Origin of the sequence: Phaeobacter sp. JH204B (genome assembly GCF_048055755.1) — a bacterium.
Taxonomy (GTDB): Bacteria; Pseudomonadota; Alphaproteobacteria; order Rhodobacterales; family Rhodobacteraceae; genus Phaeobacter; species Phaeobacter bryozoorum.
The window spans coordinates 212,033-229,132 of record NZ_JAYMXF010000020.1 but is presented as its reverse complement, the minus strand read 5'-3'; the positions used below and the strand labels follow the sequence as shown (position 1 = coordinate 229,132).

15 protein-coding genes are annotated in these 17,100 nt (G+C 63.4%); 8 read left to right on the top strand and 7 right to left on the bottom strand.

Translation table 11 applies throughout. The features are described 5' to 3' along the window. The first annotated feature begins 49 nt into the window (after nucleotides 1-49). From VXL81_RS12750 to rodA, 5 genes are read left to right on the top strand one after another with little or no spacing between them, the layout of a single operon-like run. Nucleotides 50-1,096, top strand: coding sequence for a rod shape-determining protein (locus VXL81_RS12750; RefSeq protein ID WP_061049901.1), 1,047 nt, complete (start codon nucleotides 50-52; stop codon nucleotides 1,094-1,096). Nucleotides 1,097-1,148: 52 nt separating this feature from the next. Beyond that, nucleotides 1,149-2,084, top strand: a complete 936-nt coding sequence (gene mreC, locus VXL81_RS12745; RefSeq protein ID WP_340547312.1) for a rod shape-determining protein MreC — start codon at nucleotides 1,149-1,151, stop codon at nucleotides 2,082-2,084. After that, the gene (locus tag VXL81_RS12740) at nucleotides 2,074-2,610 is read left to right on the top strand and encodes a rod shape-determining protein MreD (protein WP_340547313.1); all 537 of its coding nucleotides are present in this window, start codon (nucleotides 2,074-2,076) and stop codon (nucleotides 2,608-2,610) included. Before mreC ends, VXL81_RS12740 begins: the two co-directional genes overlap by 11 nt. Then, nucleotides 2,610-4,559, top strand: coding sequence for a penicillin-binding protein 2 (mrdA, locus tag VXL81_RS12735; RefSeq protein ID WP_416536690.1), 1,950 nt, complete (start codon nucleotides 2,610-2,612; stop codon nucleotides 4,557-4,559). The genes VXL81_RS12740 and mrdA overlap by 1 nt, the downstream gene beginning before the upstream one ends. A 45-nt stretch (nucleotides 4,560-4,604) precedes the next feature. Next, complete coding sequence (gene rodA / locus VXL81_RS12730) at nucleotides 4,605-5,744, top strand: rod shape-determining protein RodA (protein ID WP_340547315.1); 1,140 nt, start codon at nucleotides 4,605-4,607, stop codon at nucleotides 5,742-5,744. A gap of 7 nt (nucleotides 5,745-5,751) precedes the next feature. On the opposite strand, the gene VXL81_RS12725 is transcribed toward rodA, so the two are convergent. After that, nucleotides 5,752-6,576, bottom strand: a complete 825-nt coding sequence (locus VXL81_RS12725) for a LysR family transcriptional regulator (RefSeq protein WP_416539950.1) — start codon at nucleotides 6,574-6,576, stop codon at nucleotides 5,752-5,754. Nucleotides 6,577-6,668: 92 nt separating this feature from the next. Between VXL81_RS12725 and VXL81_RS12720 the strand changes: the two genes are divergently transcribed. The 3 genes from VXL81_RS12720 (at nucleotide 6,669) to VXL81_RS12710 (ending at nucleotide 10,269) form a co-directional block, all read left to right on the top strand. Next, nucleotides 6,669-7,079: a VOC family protein gene (locus tag VXL81_RS12720; protein WP_416554558.1), complete on the top strand. Its 411-nt coding sequence runs from the start codon at nucleotides 6,669-6,671 to the stop codon at nucleotides 7,077-7,079. After that, nucleotides 7,076-8,002 (top strand): 2-hydroxyacid dehydrogenase, encoded by a 927-nt coding sequence (locus VXL81_RS12715; RefSeq protein WP_416554556.1) that lies wholly within the window; start codon nucleotides 7,076-7,078, stop codon nucleotides 8,000-8,002. Before VXL81_RS12720 ends, VXL81_RS12715 begins: the two co-directional genes overlap by 4 nt. Nucleotides 8,003-8,583: 581 nt before the next feature. Next, entirely contained in the window at nucleotides 8,584-10,269 is a 1,686-nt protein-coding gene (locus VXL81_RS12710; protein WP_340547319.1) for a tryptophan halogenase family protein, read from the top strand. Between the two features lie 108 nt (nucleotides 10,270-10,377). On the opposite strand, the gene VXL81_RS12705 is transcribed toward VXL81_RS12710, so the two are convergent. The 6 genes from VXL81_RS12705 to coaBC form a co-directional block, all read right to left on the bottom strand. Continuing rightward, entirely contained in the window at nucleotides 10,378-12,393 is a 2,016-nt protein-coding gene (locus VXL81_RS12705) for a M3 family metallopeptidase (protein ID WP_416554554.1), read from the bottom strand. 96 nt (nucleotides 12,394-12,489) lie between these two features. Continuing rightward, nucleotides 12,490-13,323 (bottom strand): amino acid ABC transporter permease, encoded by an 834-nt coding sequence (locus tag VXL81_RS12700; protein ID WP_416539954.1) that lies wholly within the window; start codon nucleotides 13,321-13,323, stop codon nucleotides 12,490-12,492. A 65-nt stretch (nucleotides 13,324-13,388) separates the two neighbouring features. After that, on the bottom strand, nucleotides 13,389-14,201 hold the full coding sequence (locus VXL81_RS12695) for a transporter substrate-binding domain-containing protein (RefSeq protein WP_416536684.1): 813 nt from the start codon (nucleotides 14,199-14,201) through the stop codon (nucleotides 13,389-13,391). A gap of 49 nt (nucleotides 14,202-14,250) precedes the next feature. Next, the gene (locus tag VXL81_RS12690; RefSeq protein WP_416554552.1) at nucleotides 14,251-15,357 is read right to left on the bottom strand and encodes a HesA/MoeB/ThiF family protein; all 1,107 of its coding nucleotides are present in this window, start codon (nucleotides 15,355-15,357) and stop codon (nucleotides 14,251-14,253) included. Continuing rightward, nucleotides 15,357-15,812 (bottom strand): dUTP diphosphatase, encoded by a 456-nt coding sequence (gene dut, locus VXL81_RS12685; protein WP_340547324.1) that lies wholly within the window; start codon nucleotides 15,810-15,812, stop codon nucleotides 15,357-15,359. Before dut ends, VXL81_RS12690 begins: the two co-directional genes overlap by 1 nt. A 42-nt stretch (nucleotides 15,813-15,854) precedes the next feature. Then, on the bottom strand, nucleotides 15,855-17,057 hold the full coding sequence (gene coaBC / locus VXL81_RS12680) for a bifunctional phosphopantothenoylcysteine decarboxylase/phosphopantothenate--cysteine ligase CoaBC (protein ID WP_340547325.1): 1,203 nt from the start codon (nucleotides 17,055-17,057) through the stop codon (nucleotides 15,855-15,857). Nucleotides 17,058-17,100: the final 43 nt, after the last annotated feature.

Here is a 17,100-nt window from a genome sequence, read left to right as displayed (position 1 = left end):
CGCTCAGCAGAGTCGCGGGACAGGTGGCAGTTTTACAGGGTCCTAATACATGTCGATCTTTGGAAGTCTTGGCGGGTTGTTCACGTCTGATATGGCAATTGACCTCGGCACGGCGAACACGCTCGTCTATGTCAAGGGTCGCGGTGTCATCCTGTCGGAACCCTCCGTTGTCGCCTATCATGTGAAGGACGGCGTGAAAAAAGTGCTCGCAGTTGGCGAGGATGCCAAGCTGATGCTGGGCCGCACCCCCGGCTCCATCGAGGCGATCCGCCCGATGCGCGAAGGGGTGATTGCCGATTTTGACACCGCCGAAGAGATGATCAAGCATTTCATCCGCAAGGTGCACAAACGCTCCACCTTCTCCAAGCCCAAGATCATCGTCTGCGTCCCGCATGGCGCAACCCCGGTTGAAAAACGCGCGATCCGCCAGTCGGTGCTCTCCGCAGGCGCCCGCCGCGCCGGGCTGATCGCCGAGCCGATCGCCGCCGCCATTGGTGCCGGGATGCCGATCACCGATCCCACCGGCAACATGGTCGTGGACATCGGCGGCGGCACCACCGAGGTTGCGGTTCTGTCGCTGGGCGACATCGTCTATGCGCGCTCGGTCCGCGTTGGTGGCGACCGGATGGATGAGGCGATCATCAACTACCTGCGCCGTCAGCAGAACCTTCTGGTGGGCGAGGCCACGGCCGAACGCATCAAGACCTCCATCGGTACCGCCCGGATGCCCGACGACGGCCGCGGCCAGTCGATGCAGATCCGCGGCCGCGACCTGCTGAACGGCGTGCCGAAGGAAATCGAGATTTCGCAGGCCCAGGTCGCCGAAGCGCTGGCCGAACCCGTGCAGCAGATCTGCGAAGCGGTGATGACCGCGCTGGAAACCACACCGCCGGATCTGGCGGCGGATATCGTGGATCGCGGCGTGATGCTGACCGGCGGCGGCGCGCTGCTGGGCGATCTGGATCTGGCTCTGCGCGAACAGACCGGTCTGGCGGTCTCCATCGCCGATGAAAGCCTGAACTGCGTGGCGCTTGGCACCGGCAAGGCGCTGGAATACGAAAAACAGCTGGCACATGCCATTGATTACGACAGCTGAGCGGTCCGGCCATCGCTAGGATGGCCGACGCCCGGCGCCGGGAAGGAATACCTTGGCCAAAGACCGGTCCCAGCGTGATGACTATACCGCCCCGCTGCGCCGCCTGCTGACCGGGGTTATCTGCCTGTGCCTGCTGGCGATTTTCCTGATCTGGCGGATCGACAGCCCAAGGGTCGAGAGGTTTCGCGCCCAAATCGTCGATGCCGTTGTTCCCAGCATGGACTGGGCCATGGTCCCGGTTGAGGGCGCCATCAACCTGCTGCGCGATTTTCAGAGCTATCAGCGGCTTGCCGAACAGAACCGCGAACTGCGCAGCGAATTGCGCCAGATGAGCGCCTGGAAAGAAGCGGCGCTACAGCTGGAACAGGAAAACGCCCGCCTGCTGGATCTCAACAATGTGCGGCTCGACCCCCGCCTGACCTTTGTCACCGGTGTGGTCATGGCCGACAGCGGCTCGCCCTTTCGCCAGTCGGTGATCCTGAACGTCGGCGCGCGTGACGGGGTGCGCGACGGCTGGGCAGCGATGGATGGCATCGGCCTTGTCGGGCGGATCTCCGGCACCGGGCAGGATACCGCGCGGGTGATCCTCCTCACCGATGCTGCCAGCTCCGTCCCCGCGCTGATCCAGCCCTCCGGGCAAAGCACGCTGGTGGCTGGCGACAACAGCCCGGCGCCGGTGATCGACTTTCTCGAAAACCCCGATCTGGTCCGCCCCGGCGACCGGGTGGTCACCTCGGGCGATGGCAAGGTGTTCCCGGCAGGTCTGCTGATCGGGCAGGTCACGCAGGACCGTTTTGGCCGCCTGCGGGTGCGCCTTTCGGCCGATTACGAGCGGCTGGAATTCCTGCGGGTGCTGCGCCATCACGGATCTGAGGTGATCAAGGATCCCGGCGGGCTGGTGGTTCCGGCACCGGGCATCAATATTCCGCAACCCCGGCCCGAGGGGCTGGGCGATGGGGCGGCGGCGGAGGCCGGAGATGGCCAATAACGCCCCGGCGCGGATCTGGCTCATGCGCGCGGCCTTTCCGGCGCTGGCCCTCGTGATCATGTTCTTTCACCTGCTGCCGCTGGATACGCTGCCCTCTCGCTGGGCGCCGCCGGATCTGATGCTGGCGCTGGTCCTGGCCTGGTCGCTGCGGCGTCCCGACTATGTGCCGACGCTGCTGATTGCCCTCACCTTCCTGCTGGCCGATCTGCTGTTCCAGCGGCCACCGGGCCTGATGGCGCTATTGGTGGTTCTGGCCTCCAGCTTTCTGAAATCACAGGTTCAGCCGCACCGTGAAACCGCCTTTCTCGGCGAATGGTTCACGGTGGCGGTGACCGTCACCGCCGTGACCCTGCTCAACCGGCTGATCCTGGCGATTCTGGGGGTGGTGCAGCCGTCGCTGGGGTTGATTCTGATCCAGATGGTGGCAACATTGCTGATCTATCCGCTGGTCGCGCTGGCCAGCCAAAGCCTGCTGGGGGTGCGCAAACTCTCCCCCGCCGAGGCAGAAGCCCTGGGAAGCCGCTGATGAAACGCAACGTCAAGGATGTCGAGGCCTCACATCGCAAACTCAGCCGTCGCGCCCTGCTCTTGGGCGGGTTGCAGCTGGCCTTTGCCGGGGGTCTGGCGATGCGGATGCGTCACCTTCAGGTCGATCAGGCTGACCAGTTCCGCCTCTTGGCCGAGGAAAACCGCATCAACCTGCGCCTGATCCCCCCGGCACGGGGGCAGATCTACGACCGCAACGGCACAATTCTGGCGCAGAACGCGCAGTCCTACCGGATCACCGTGGTGCCCGAGGATGCCGGCGATGTGGGCGACGTCATCGACAAACTGTCGCGACTGCTGACGCTGGACCCCGAAGACATCGAACGCGCCATGGCTGAAATGCGCCGCTCGCCACCGTTCCTGCCAATCACCCTGGCCGATCAGATCAGCTGGGACGACATCTCCAAGGTTGCGGTCAACGCCCCCGCCCTGCCCGGCATCACGCCCGAGGTCGGCCTCACGCGGGTCTATCCGCAGCATGAGGATTTTGCCCATGTGATCGGCTACGTCGGGCCGGTCTCGGATTATGACCTCAGCAAGATGGAAGACCCAGAACCGGTGCTGATGATCCCGCGCTTTCAGATCGGCAAGGTCGGGTTCGAGGCCAAGCGCGAGGATGTGCTGCGCGGCAAGGCCGGCGCCAAACGTGTCGAGGTCAACGCCACCGGTCGCGTCATGCGCGAGCTGGATCGCCGCGAAGGCGAGGCCGGCGCCGACATGCAGCTGACCGTCGATGCCGATCTGCAAAACTACACCCAGGCGCGGCTTGGCCTCGAGAGCGCCAGCGCCGTGGTCATCGACTGCGAAAACGGTGATGTGCGCGCCATTGCCTCTTCGCCCAGCTTTGATCCCAACCTCTTTGTGCGGGGTATCTCGGTAGCCGACTACCGGATGCTGACCGAAGACCCCTATCGCCCGCTGGCCAATAAATCCGTTCAGGGCACCTATCCGCCCGGATCGACCTTCAAGATGATCACCGCCCTTGCCGCGCTGGAAGAAGGCCTGATCGGCACCGAAGATACCGTCTGGTGCCCCGGCCATCTGGAGGTCTCGGGCCGCCGCTTCCACTGCTGGAAACGCGCAGGCCATGGCCATGTCGATCTCAATACATCGCTCAAAAGCTCCTGCGACGTCTATTACTACGATCTCGCCATCAAGGTCGGCATCGACAAGATTTCCGCCATGGCAAAACGCTTTGGCCTTGGCGTGCGCCATGATCTGCCAATGTCCGCCGTGGCCAAGGGGATCGCCCCCAACAAGGAATGGAAATCAAAGACCTACGGTCAGGACTGGCTGGTTGGTGACACCGTGAACTCCTCTATCGGGCAGGGCTATCTTCTGGCTTCGCCCATGCAGCTGGCGGTGATGACCGCACGTCTGGCCACCGGGCGTTCGGTGACGCCGCGCCTGCTGAAATCCATCGACGGGGTGGAACAGCCCAGCGGCGCCGGAGAGCCGATTGGCGTCAACGAGAACAATCTGCGCACGATCCGCCGGGGCATGTATTCGGTCAGCAACGAACGGCGCGGCACCGGCTACGGCTCCCGGATCATCGCCGAGGGCATGCGCATGGCGGGCAAGAGTGGCACCAGTCAGGTCCGCAATATCACCGCCGCAGAGCGCGCCGCCGGGGTGATCCGCAACGAGGACCTGCCCTGGGAACGGCGCGACCATGCTCTGTTTGTCAGCTACGCGCCCCATGACAACCCGAAATTCGCCGTTGCGGTGGTGGTGGAACATGGCGGTGGCGGCTCCAAGGCGGCGGCGCCGATCGCCCGCGACGTGCTGCTACAGGCGCTCTACAATGGCACGCCACCGCTTGAGGCCTACCCCAAGAAGGACCGCAGCCGTATCGAAGCCCAGCAGGACCGTCTGGAACGTGAACGCATCCAGCGCACCAGCCGCAACAGCGACAGTGGTCAGGCCTGAGATGGGCCTGCGTGAACAGGGGCAGACAGCGACAAGAGGACAGCCATGAGCTATCTTGCCAATAACGCGCAATCGGTGCCGACCGGCCTGCGCAAGATCCTCTATCTCAACTGGCCCTTGACCCTGCTTCTGGCCAGCGTAGCCAGCGTCGGTTTTCTGATGCTCTATTCGGTGGCGGGCGGCAGTTTCTCCCCCTGGGTGGAACCGCAGGTCAAACGCTTCCTGCTTGGGCTTTCGGTGATGCTGGTGGTGGCCATGATCCCGATCTGGTTCTGGCGCAATATCTCGGTACTGGCCTATCTGGTCTCGGTGCTCTTGCTGGTGGCGGTGGAATTCTTCGGCACCGTTGGCATGGGGGCACAGCGCTGGATCGACATTGGCTTTATGCGGCTACAGCCATCGGAGCTGATGAAGATCACGCTGGTGATGCTGCTGGCCGCTTATTACGACTGGCTGCCACCGGAGCGCTGTTCACGGCCGCAATGGGTGATCCTGCCGGTGATCCTGATCCTGCTGCCCACCTTTCTGGTGCTGCGCCAGCCCGATCTTGGCACCTCCATCCTGCTGATGGCCGCGGGAGGGGGCGTGATGTTCCTTGCCGGTGTGCACTGGGCCTATTTTGCCGCCGTCATCGGCGCCGCAGTGGGTCTTGTCGCGGCCGTGTTCAAAAGCCGGGGCACCGACTGGCAGCTGCTGAAAGACTATCAGTTCCGCCGCATCGACACCTTTCTCGATCCCTCGCAGGATCCGCTCGGTGCCGGCTACCACATCACCCAGTCGAAGATTGCGCTGGGGTCCGGCGGCTGGTCCGGCCGCGGTTTCATGCAGGGCACCCAGTCACGGCTGAACTTTCTGCCCGAGAAACACACCGATTTCATCTTCACCACCCTGGCCGAAGAATTCGGGTTTATCGGCGGGTTCACCCTGCTGTTCATCTACATGCTGGTGATCCTGTTCTGCATTGCCACGGCGCTTGCCACCAGGGACCGGTTTTCCTCTTTGGTCACGCTGGGCGTCGCCATCACATTTTTCCTGTTCTTTGCGGTGAATATGTCGATGGTGATGGGGCTGGCACCCGTGGTCGGCGTGCCGCTGCCGATGGTCTCCTACGGGGGGTCGGCGATGCTGGTGCTACTGGCCGCCTTTGGTCTGGTGCAAAGCGCCAATATCCACCGCCCGCGATAGCCGTCGGCTAGAGCGCTGCCAGCAAGACCCGCGTCAGCGCGCTGTCCGCATCGCGCTGATGGAGAAGCACGCCCAGCCGCCGTTCCGCATCATCAAAGGGCGTGAACCGCAGCCCGCCATATCGTCCCACCCCCTCCCAAAGCGGCACAACCGCCTGCGCAGTGCCCTCTGCCACCATCTGGGCAATCAGTTCCAGCGCATCCAGTTCCGCCAGGATCTCCGGCGCCTCGACCCTCTGCGTCAGCGCCTGCCAGCAGCGCGCGCCACCCCAGGCGTCCCGGCTGTAGATCAGATAGGGCAGCGGCTCTTCAGCGGCCTTCTCAGCCTGCAACAGCCCGATGGGTTGCCGGGCAATCTCGGTGAACACATAGGATTTTGGCAGCAGAAAGGGCGGTTCGATCAACAGGGCTGCATCGACCTGCCCCTGTTCCATCGCCGCATAAAGCCCCTCAGAGGTGCCGGGCACCAGCTGCAACGCAACCTCCGGCGCGGCGGCTCTCAGATGCCGCAGGATCGCGCCCGCGTAATCTCCCATCGCCGTCGATACCGCGCCCAGCCGCAACCGCCCGGTCAGCGCGGCGCCGCGCAACTCTCCCCGCAACTCGGCCTCTGCCCGCAGCATGTCACGCATCCGTGGCAGCAGCCGACGACACTCCGCCGTTGGCTGCATGACCCGGCCCGCCCGGCACAGCAGCGCCACGCCCACATCAGCCTCCAATGCGGCAATCCGCTGCGAGATGGCCGAGGCGGTGATCCCCTCACGCCGCGCCGCCGCCGCAAGGGAGCCTTCTTCAATCGTGGCAATCAGGCTGGTGAGAAATCGTGTATCCATAGTTATCCTTATGTCTGAACATAGAAAAACAAGCTACCCTTTGCACGCCTCACCGCCTATCCCCTTAGGCACAGAGTTAAGGGAGCACAGAGATGAGCATTTTTCACCTCGCCTATCACGTGGATGATCTCGACAGGGCACGCGGCTTTTACGGGGATCTGCTGGGCTGTCAGGAAGGGCGCAGCACCGACACCTGGGTCGATTTCAACTTCTTCGGCCATCAGATTTCGCTGCACCTCGGGCCAGTTTTTGCCACTGCCAAGACCGGCAGGGTCGGCGAACACATGGTGCCGATGCCCCACCTCGGGGTGATCCTGCCGCAGGGTGACTGGCGCGCGCTGGCTGACCGGCTGGAGGCGGCGGGTGTTGACTTCACCATCGCCCCCACCACCCGGTTTGCGGGCGAGCCGGGAGAGCAAAGCACGATGTTCTTTCATGATCCCGCAGGCAATCCGATCGAAATCAAGGGATTTGCCGATATGGACGGGGTGTTTGCCACATGATCAACGTCCAGTTCGCCGCCCTGCCCGAACGCTGGGCCAGCTATCAGGCACCTTTGCGCGCCGCCTTTGCCGAGGCCGGGCTGGAGGTTGAGCTGCGCCTCGATCACGCGCCGGGAGAGGTCGATTACGTAGTCTATGCCCCCAATTCCGACCTTCAGGACTTTACCCCCTATACCCGCTGCAAGGCGGTGCTGAGCCTCTGGGCCGGGGTGGAAAAGATCGTCGGCAACCAGACCCTCAAGATGCCGCTCTGCCGGATGGTGGATCCGGGGCTGACCGCAGGCATGGTGGAATGGGTCACCGGCCATGTGCTGCGCTATCACCTTGGCATCGACCGCACGATCCGCACGCAGGACAGATGGGACCCCGTGGTGCCGCCGCTGGCCGAGGAACGGCCGGTCACCGTGCTGGGCCTTGGCGCATTGGGGCAGGCCTGCGCGCAGATGCTGGCAAAGCTGGGCTTCCCGGTCACCGGCTGGTCGCGATCCGAAAAATCCATCGACGGCATCACCTGCCGCCACGGCGAGGCCGGGCTGCACGCAGCGCTCAGCGCCGCCGAAATCGTGATCCTGCTGCTGCCCGATACACCGGCCACCGAGAATACGCTGAACCGTGACACGCTCGCCCTGCTGCCCCGTGGCGCGCGGATCATCAACCCCGGACGCGGCCCGCTCGTTGACGATGATGCCCTGCTGGCCGCGCTCGACAGTGGTCAGGTCGGCCATGCCACGCTGGATGTCTTCCGGGTGGAGCCGCTGCCGCTGGATCATCCCTATTGGACCCATCCCAATGTGACCGTGACGCCCCATATCGCGGCCGAAACCCGCGCCATCACTGCCGCACGGGTGATTGCCGAAAACATCCGCCTGGGCGAGGCCGGACAGCCCTTGCGCCATCAGGTGGACCGCAATCTGGGCTATTGATCACCCAGGTGGGCGGCAGATCTTAACATCCAGCAAACCTGCCGCCCGCCCCGCTCAGGATCGTTTCAGACCCTTGCGCTAGTCTCTCGGGCAATCGCGATTGCAGGATCCGGGTCTGGCACCCCGGCTCCGACCAGGAACCGGGCCTCAGTGTGTGAGGCTGTGCAGAGAATTTGAGCACGCGGGCCATCAACCCGCCCCTCTCCGCCCCCGTGGCGGCGCCGTCCACTTTATGCCGCAACCGCCCGGTTGCAGAACAAGTCCCCAGTTCCAAGACTGGCAGATCAGCACGGCAGCATCCCCCGGACGACCACAGGTCGCGCCGGTGATGACCCGTGTTTGGACAACAGCCACCCCGACGCACCATGCCGGGCCACGTTTTCACAGCACCGATCATCATCGAAATTTCCAAATAGTGCAGCCCCAATCCGCCCCCGGCCATGTCCCCGCAAAACCACGATCAGCGCGACGTCGGGTCTGCTCAGCCCCGTCCAGACCGGCTTAGCGCCATAATGGCTGGCCAAATGCGAGAAACTTGCGCTACGGTTCTTCAAAAAACATAAAAACAGGGACGGAACTAGATGAACAATCGCTTAAGGAAGATCACCATCGTTGGCGGCGGCACGGCGGGGTGGATGACGGCGCTGATCCTGGAGACGGAATTCTCCCGCACCTCGGCACCAAAGGACTGCCCGCGGATCTGCCTGATCGAAAGCCCAAATATCGCCACGGTCGGCGTCGGAGAGGCAACGGTGCCACGGATGCCAAAGACGCTTCGTCAGGCGGGCATATCCGAACGCAATTTCTTCCGCGAAACCAACGCCTCCTTCAAGCTCGGTGTGAAATTCTGCAACTGGAACAAGGACCCGAAGGGCAATCGCATCGACTATGTGAACCCCTTTGCCCATGGTCAGCTGCTGGAGGGGCTGGAGGCCGCGGAATATTTCCTGCGCTTTGGCAACGGCGACCGGGATTTCACCCAGTCCATCGCGCCACATGATGATCTGGGCCGCCTGTGCAAGGGTGCGCGCCCCTTGGGTCAACCGGAGTTCGAACAGCGGTTTGGCTATGCCTATCATCTGGACGCGGTGAAATTTGCAGGCATGCTCACCAGGGTCTGCACCAAACGCGGTGTTGAGCATATTCAGGACGAGGTGACATCGGTCGAACTGGATGAACAGGGCAATGTCAGCCACCTGATGCTGGAACAGCGCGGCCGCCACGATATCGAAATGGTCATCGACTGCACCGGTTTCCGCGGGCTGATCATCAATCAGGCGCTGGGTGAGCCGTTCATGGATTATTCCGACTACCTGCCCAATGACCGCGCTATGGCCTTGCAGATTGAACATCCCGACCCGGAAAAAATCGAAAGCCTGACCCGCTCCACCGCCCTTGGGGCCGGCTGGACGTGGCGCGTGCCGCTCTACAATCGCGTGGGCACCGGCTATGTGTTCTCCTCGGCCCATCGCACCGATGATCAGGCGGCGGATGAATACCTTGAATGGCTGGGGGACAGTGGCAAAGGGGCGACGCCACGGGTGATCCCGATGCGGATCGGACGCGTGCGCAATGCCTGGGTCAAGAACTGTCTGGCCATCGGTCTGGCCGGCGGGTTTATCGAACCGCTGGAAAGCACCGCGATCCACATGATCGACCACGCCGTGCGCTGGTTTGCCGAACATCTGCCAACGCGCGAGATCGCCCCCTCCCTGCGCAGCCGATACAACCGGCAGATGGACAAGCTCTATGACGAGGTGCTGGAATTCATCTGCCTGCACTACCGGCTCGGCAACCGCACCGATGACCAATACTGGATCGACGCCCGCACGGAGATGAAGATCCCGGATCGCCTTGCCGAGAACCTTGAACTCTGGCAGCACCGCCTGCCGATGCCCCATGATATCGAATTTGCCACCCTGTTTGATTACCGGGTCTACCAGACCGTGCTTCTTGGAAAACAGGTCTATGATACCGGCTATGGCCCCGGCATCCGGGATCGTCTGCGCCCATTGAAGAAACCGATCTGGTTCCAGTGGTGGAAGGGCGCGAAGGTGGATCTGGCGAACATCCTGAAGTCAATGCCGGATCACAAAACCCTGCTGCGCGACATCCGCGGCGAACTGGACCAGCCAAGCTTTGGCATGGCGGCGGCGATGAAACCGACAGTGCCGATGCCTGGCGCCGCCCCGGTGCCCTGGGCGATCCAGAACATGCCGAGCTTCAGCGAGATTGAGAGCGGTCAGAAAGACCTGCAACTGTTCTAGGCAGGCCTGCGCCCCCTCACCGCAGATCACGGGGGCACAACCACAAACGAGAGAGGGCAGACGCATCGCACCTGCCCTCTCACATTTCAGAAAAAACCATTGTGCGGATTATTTTGCCGCCAGCCCCCGCCCCTTCAGCAACGCATCCACACCGGGCAGTCGGCCCCGGAACGCCGTGTACAGCTCCGCCGGATCGCGCGAGCCGCCGGTCGACAGGATATGCGCCTCCAGCGCCTTGGCGCGTTCGGGGTCAAAAGCACCGCCCGCCTCCTCAAATGCGGCAAAGGCATCGGCGTCCATCACCTCCGACCACATGTAGCTGTAATAGCCCGAGGAATAGCCGTCGCCCGAGAACACATGGGCGAAATGCGGGGTGGCGTGGCGCATGATGATCGCCGACGGCATCCCGATCTCGGCCAGAACCTCGGCCTGTCTGGCCATCGGATCCTTGGGCGCAGGCCCGTCGTGAAATGCCAGATCCACCAGTGCAGAGGCCACATATTCCACCGTCTGGAACCCCATATCAAAGGTCGAGGCCGCCAGCACCCGGTCGCGCATCTCCACCGGCATCGGTTTGCCGGTTTCCGCATGGGTGGCGAATTTGCCCAGAACCTCCGGCACATCCAGCCAGTGCTCATAGAGCTGCGAGGGCAGTTCGACAAAATCGCGCGCCACCGAGGTGCCGGAGATGCTCTCGTAACTCACATCCGACAACATCTGGTGCAGCGCATGGCCGAACTCGTGGAACAACGTGCGCGCATCATCATAAGATAACAGCGCCGGATCCCCCTTGGCAAAGTTGCAGACGTTGATCACAACCGGTGTCTGCACCTTGGGGAAATTCGCCTGGCTGCGCATTGCCGAACACCAGGCACCGGAGCGTTTGGAGGAGCGGGCGAAATAGTCACCAATGAACACGGCCACATGCGCGCCATTGCGGGTCACCTCCCAGGCGCGGCAATCCTCGTGATAGAGCGGCACATCAAGCGGCGTGAACTCCAACCCGAACAGCCGTGTCGCGCAGTCAAACGACGCCTCGATCATCCGGTCCAGCTGGAAATATGGCTTCAGCTCCGCCTCATCCAGATCATGCTCTGCCTTGCGCCGTTTCTCCGCGTAATAGCGCCAGTCCCAGGGCTCCAGCTCGCCGTTGATGCCATCATCCTGCATCATCTTCGTCAGCACCCAGGCATCCGCTTCCGCCTGCGCCTTGGCCGGTTCCCAGACCTGCATCAGCAGATCGCGCACTGCGGCCGGGGTCTTGGCCATCTCGGTTTCAAGCTTGTAGGCCGCGAAATTCTCATAGCCAAGCAGCTTGGCCCGCTCTTCGCGCAGGGCCAGAATTTCGGCGGCAATCTTGCGGTTGTCGCTGTCGCCGCCATTGGCACCACGCGCGGCCCAGGCCTCGAACGCCGTCTTGCGCAGGTCGCGGCGGGGCGAGAATTGCAAAAACGGAGTGATGAGCGAGCGCGACAGCGTGACCGCCGGCCCCTCCAGCCCCTTGTCCTTGCCCGCCGCGCGGGCAGCATCGACGACAAACTGCGGCAGGCCGGTCAGATCCTCTTCGCCGAGCTCCATATACCAGCTGCGTTCATCCGCCAGCAGGTTCTGGGTAAACTCGGTCCCAAGGGTCGCGAGCCGGGATTTGATCTCCTGCATACGGGTGTCATCCGCGCCTTCCAGCGCCGCACCGCCGCGCACAAATCCGCGATGGGTCAGCATCAGGACGCGCTGCTGTTCCTCGGTCAGATCCAGCGTATCGCGCTGATCCCACACCGATTTGACGCGCGCATAAAGCGCCTTGTTGGCGGTGATGGCGGAAAAATGCGCCGCCAGCTTCGGGGAAAACGCCCGCTGCAACGCTTCGCGCTCGGGGTTACTGTCCGCACCAGCCACGCTGTAGAACACTGACAAAACCTGCTCCAGCTCGCGGCAGGGGGTTTCCAGCGCCTCGATCACATTGGCAAATGTCGGCGCCTCGTCCGAGGCGGCAATGGCGTCAATCTGCGCCTTATGCGCAGCCAGCGCCTCATCCAGCGCAGGTGCAAAATCACTGTCCTTGATCTGGTCGAAGGGGGCAATTTCAAACGGCGTGTCCCAGTTGGACAGCAGCGGATTGGTCATGGCAAATCTCCTTTGTGAGGAAGCTATGCCCGCCCCTGCCCGCCGTCCAGAGGCACAGTCGAGAGAATTTCACCGATTGCCGCCGGAGCCTGCCCGCTACCGGCGCTCCTCGCGGCGACGCAGGTGTTTCTCAAACCGCCTGAGCAGCAGCGACAGGCCAATTGTCAGCGTGAGGTAAATCAGCGCCACCACATTATAGGTCTCGAAATAGCGGAAATTGCCCACCGCCGTGATCTTGCCCAGCTGGGTGACATCGGCGACCCCCAGCACAGAAACCAGCGAACTGTCCTTTACCAGTGCCACAAAATCATTGCCAAGCGGCGGCAGGATGGTGCGGATCGCCTGCGGAAACACGACAAAGCGAAAGCGGTGCCAGCGGCTGAGACCCAGCGCCTTGGCCGCCTCGATCTGGCCCGCATCCACCGATTGCAGACCGGCGCGGAACACCTCTGATATAAAGGCGGAATAGGCGATCATCAGCGCGATAATGGCCCGCCACAGCAGTGGGAAATTGCGGGTACGGATCGGGTCCAACCCGATCTGCGCGCCGATCCAGTTGCGCAGTTCCACCAGCGCTGGCGCCAGCACAAAGGCGACGTAAAGCAGCAGCACGATGATCGGGATGCCCCGCACCACCTCGATATAGAACCGCGCACCCTGCCGGATCACCAGCCAGCGCGATCCCGCAGCCAGCGCCAGCCCAAGCCCCAGAAGAGAGGCCAGGAAAAAGCTCACCAGCGTGACAAAGATCGTCAGCTGGACGCCACGCATCAGGGTGCTGAGGATATTGAGATAGAGATCATCCGAAACCACCCGCCAGATCAGCGTCGCCCCGATCAGGATCACCGCCGCCAGCCACCATGGGAAATCTTCTTTTTTGCTGTCCGCCCAACGGTTTTGCCTGCCCGGTCTTGGCTCTTGCTCGTTCATCTCTGCCCCATGATGTGGAAATCCCCGACGCTAGGGCCGGGGATTGGTCATAGTCTGCCGCCGGGTCAGCCGCCCAGCTTATACTCCAGGAACCACTTGGTGTTCAGCGCATCCAGCGTGCCATCCGCCTCCATCGAGGCAATGGCGGCGTTGATCGGCGCCACCAGATCGCTGCCCTTGGGGAAGATGAAGCCGAAATCCTCGGTCCCGAGCGGCTCGCCCACGATCTTCAGCGCCCCGTCCGAGGCCTGCACATAGCCATTGGCGGCGGTGCTGTCCGACAGCGCCAGATCCACATCGCCCGTGCGCAGCGCCTGAATCGCCGCGCCAAAGGTTTCAAACAGCTTGATCCGCGGGTTGGCCTCATCGCCGTCAAGGATATCATAGACGGTCACATAAAACGGCGTGGTGCCGGGCTGGGCCCCGGCCAGAAGATCCGCATTGGCAGCAAAACTGGCGGCATCGTCAAAGCGGCTCTCATCCCCGGCCACGATCATGCGCATCTGCGAGGTCAGATATTTGTCGGAGAAATCGACCTTTTCCTTGCGGTCGTCGCGGATGGTGATGCCGGTCATGCCCATGTCATACTGGCCATCGCTCACCGCCGGGATCATTGCGTCCCAGCTGGTGGTTTCATAGACGACTGTGATGTTGATCCGCTCGGCGATCTCCGCCATGGCGTCATATTCCCAGCCGATGGCCGTGCCGCTGGCAGGGTCGACAAATTGCAGCGGCGGATAGGCGTTCTCCACCGAGACCACCACTTCGCGCCCCTCAAGGTCCGGCAGATCCGCCGCCGTGGCAGCGGTAGACAGCAGGGCCAGGCCTGCTGCAGCGGCGATGGTTTTCACCGCGCCCTGGGTCATGTTGAATGTCATTTTGTCCTCCCCTTTGGTTTTGATTGATCAATCGCTGCGTCTGGTTCCCTCAGACCCCCTCCGCGCGCCTGCTGATGAGCGCCGCGTCAGGCTCCACGCCGGCATCGGCGCCACCGGCACAGATCGGGCAATCGGCTTGGCCGCGCAGGGTGATCTTGCGGCTTTCGGCATAAAGGCCGTCATAGATCAGCATCTCACCACGCAGCACCGCACCGGCACCGGTCAGCGCCTTCACCGCCTCGAGCGCCATCATCGCGCCGATGACACCGGGCAGCGGCCCGACCACCCCGGCCTCGGAACAGCTGGGCGCCAGCCCGGCCGCAGGTGCTTCGGGAAAGATGCACTGATAGCAGGGGCCGCTGACCGAGGGCTGGAACAGCGAGATCTGCCCCTCCCACTGCGACAGCGCGCCTGAAATCAACGGCTTGCCCAGCGCCACCGCCGTGCGATTGGCCAGATAGCGGGTTTCGAAGTTGTCGGTGCCGTCGAGAATCAGATCGTAATCGGCAAAAAGATCCGCCGCGATCTCGGCATCCAGGCGGCGATGATAGGGGCGCACCTCCACATAGGGGTTCTGCGCCACCATCGCGGCCTGCGCCGAAAACACCTTGGGCCGCCCGATATCATCATCGCGGTGAATGACCTGCCGTTGCAGATTGGCGTTCTCCACCAGATCATCGTCGATAACGCCGATTGTGCCGACGCCAGCGGCGGCCAGATATTGCAGCGCAGGCGCGCCCAGACCACCGGCTCCGATCACCAGCACGCGGGCGTTGCGCAGTTTTTTCTGCCCGGGGCCACCGAGCTCGCGCAGGACAATATGGCGGGCGTAGCGCTCCAGCTCTGTCTCGGAGAATTTCTGCGACCGGGGCGGGGTCGCCTCACTGTCGGCCGCCTCCGGCCGCGCCCGATTGCGCAGGACACGCAGCCCCTGACGGTAGCCCAGCACCAGCGCCACGGCCCCCGCCAGCATCAGCCAGGGGGCGGCGGTTTCCCCGGTGGCCAGCCGCAGCGGCGCGGTCGCAGGCAGGGTCAGATGCAGCGTCAGGATCGCACCATAGAGCAATGCCAACAGGCTGAACCGCAAACGGCGTCCCAGCCCCAGGAATTGGCCGCCCCACCAGATCAATGCTGCAAGGACAAGGATCGACAGCATCAGCCCTGCCCCGTCGAGCCGAAACCGCCAGACCCGCGCGGCGTCTCATCCAGCGTTTCGACCAGCTGGAACTCCGCCCGCAGCACCGGTGCCACCACCATCTGCGCAATGCGGTCCCCATGGGCGATGTCAAACGCGGCCTCGCCGGCATTCATCACAATCACCCCAAGCGGACCACGATAGTCGCTGTCGATGGTTCCGGGGGTATTGGGCAGGGTGATGCCATGTTTCAGCGCCAGACCCGAGCGCGGGCGGATCTGCACCTCATAGCCCTCGGGGATCGCCAGCCGCAGGCCCGTGGGCACCAGCGCGCGGGCACCGGGGGCAAGCGTCAGGCTGGCGCGATCCGGCAGATTGGCGCGCAGATCGGCGCCTGCCGCGCCGCTGGTCTGATAGGCGGGCAGCGGCACCTCCCGGTCTGCGCCTTCGTCATATGTGATACGGATATCGACCATTCTGTGCCTGATCCCTCTTGGTTTCGTCCTGTGCGGCTCTGTTCAGCCCGTCTCCGCCAGCGCCTGTGCAATGCGGTCGGCCAGCTTGCGGGCAACCGCGTCCTTGTCCATGCGCGGCCAGCTTTCGGCGCCTGCATCGGAGATCAGGATCACCGCGTTCTCACGGCCGCCCATGATACCGGTTGCCGGGGAGACGTCATTGGCGACAATCCAGTCGCAGCCCTTGCGCAGGCGTTTGGCGGTGGCATTGTCAACCACATCATTGGTCTCGGCCGCAAAGCCGACGACAAGTCCCGGTCGCCCCTGCTCCAGCCGCGACACGGTCTTGAGAATGTCGGGGTTCTCGGCAAATTCCATCACCGGCAGCCCATCCTTGGATTTCTTCAGCTTGCGATCCGATGCGCTGGTCACACGCCAGTCGGCGACCGCCGCGGCAAAGACACCGGCATCTGCGGGCAGCGCCGCTGACACCGCCTCGGCCATCTCCCGCGCGGTCTCAACGGCCACCACTTCGACGCCATCGGGCGGCGCAACGCTGGCCGGGCCCGTGATGAAGACCACTTCAGCACCCAGATCGCGCAGAGCACGGGCCAGCGCTGTCCCCTGCGCGCCCGACGATCGGTTGGCGATGTAGCGCACCGGGTCGATCGGCTCATGCGTCGGGCCGGAGGTCACGACGATGCGCCGCCCCTTGAGCGGTCCATCGGACAGTTTCGCGGCAATGGCGGCAACAATGGCGTCCGGTTCCGCCAGACGGCCGGGACCAAATTCGCCGCAGGCCATGCCGCCCTCATCCGGCCCGACGCAGGACACACCATCCGCCATCAGGCTTGCCAGATTTCGCTGGGTCGCGGGGTGCTGCCACATGCGCACATTCATCGCAGGAGCCAGCAGCACCGGAGTATCTGTGGCCAGCAGCAGGGTTGAGGCCAGGTCATTGGCGTGACCATGGGCCATCTTCGCCATCAGATCCGCCGTGGCCGGGGCCACCACCAGTAGATCCGCACTGCGCGACAGCTGGATATGACCCATCTCCGCCTCGGCGGTAAGGTCAAAGAGATCGCGGTGCACCGCCTGCCCGGCCAGCGCCGAAACGGACAGCGGAGTTACAAATTCCTCGCCCGCCTTGGTCAGGACCGGCACCACCTCGGCGCCCTGATCCTGCAGGCGGCGGATCAGCTCCAGCGATTTATAGGCGGCAATCCCGCCACCGATGATCAGGAGAATACGTTTGTTCGCCAGCATTTGCCTATCCTTGCCGCAGATCCCGGCAAACTCTACTGCGCCC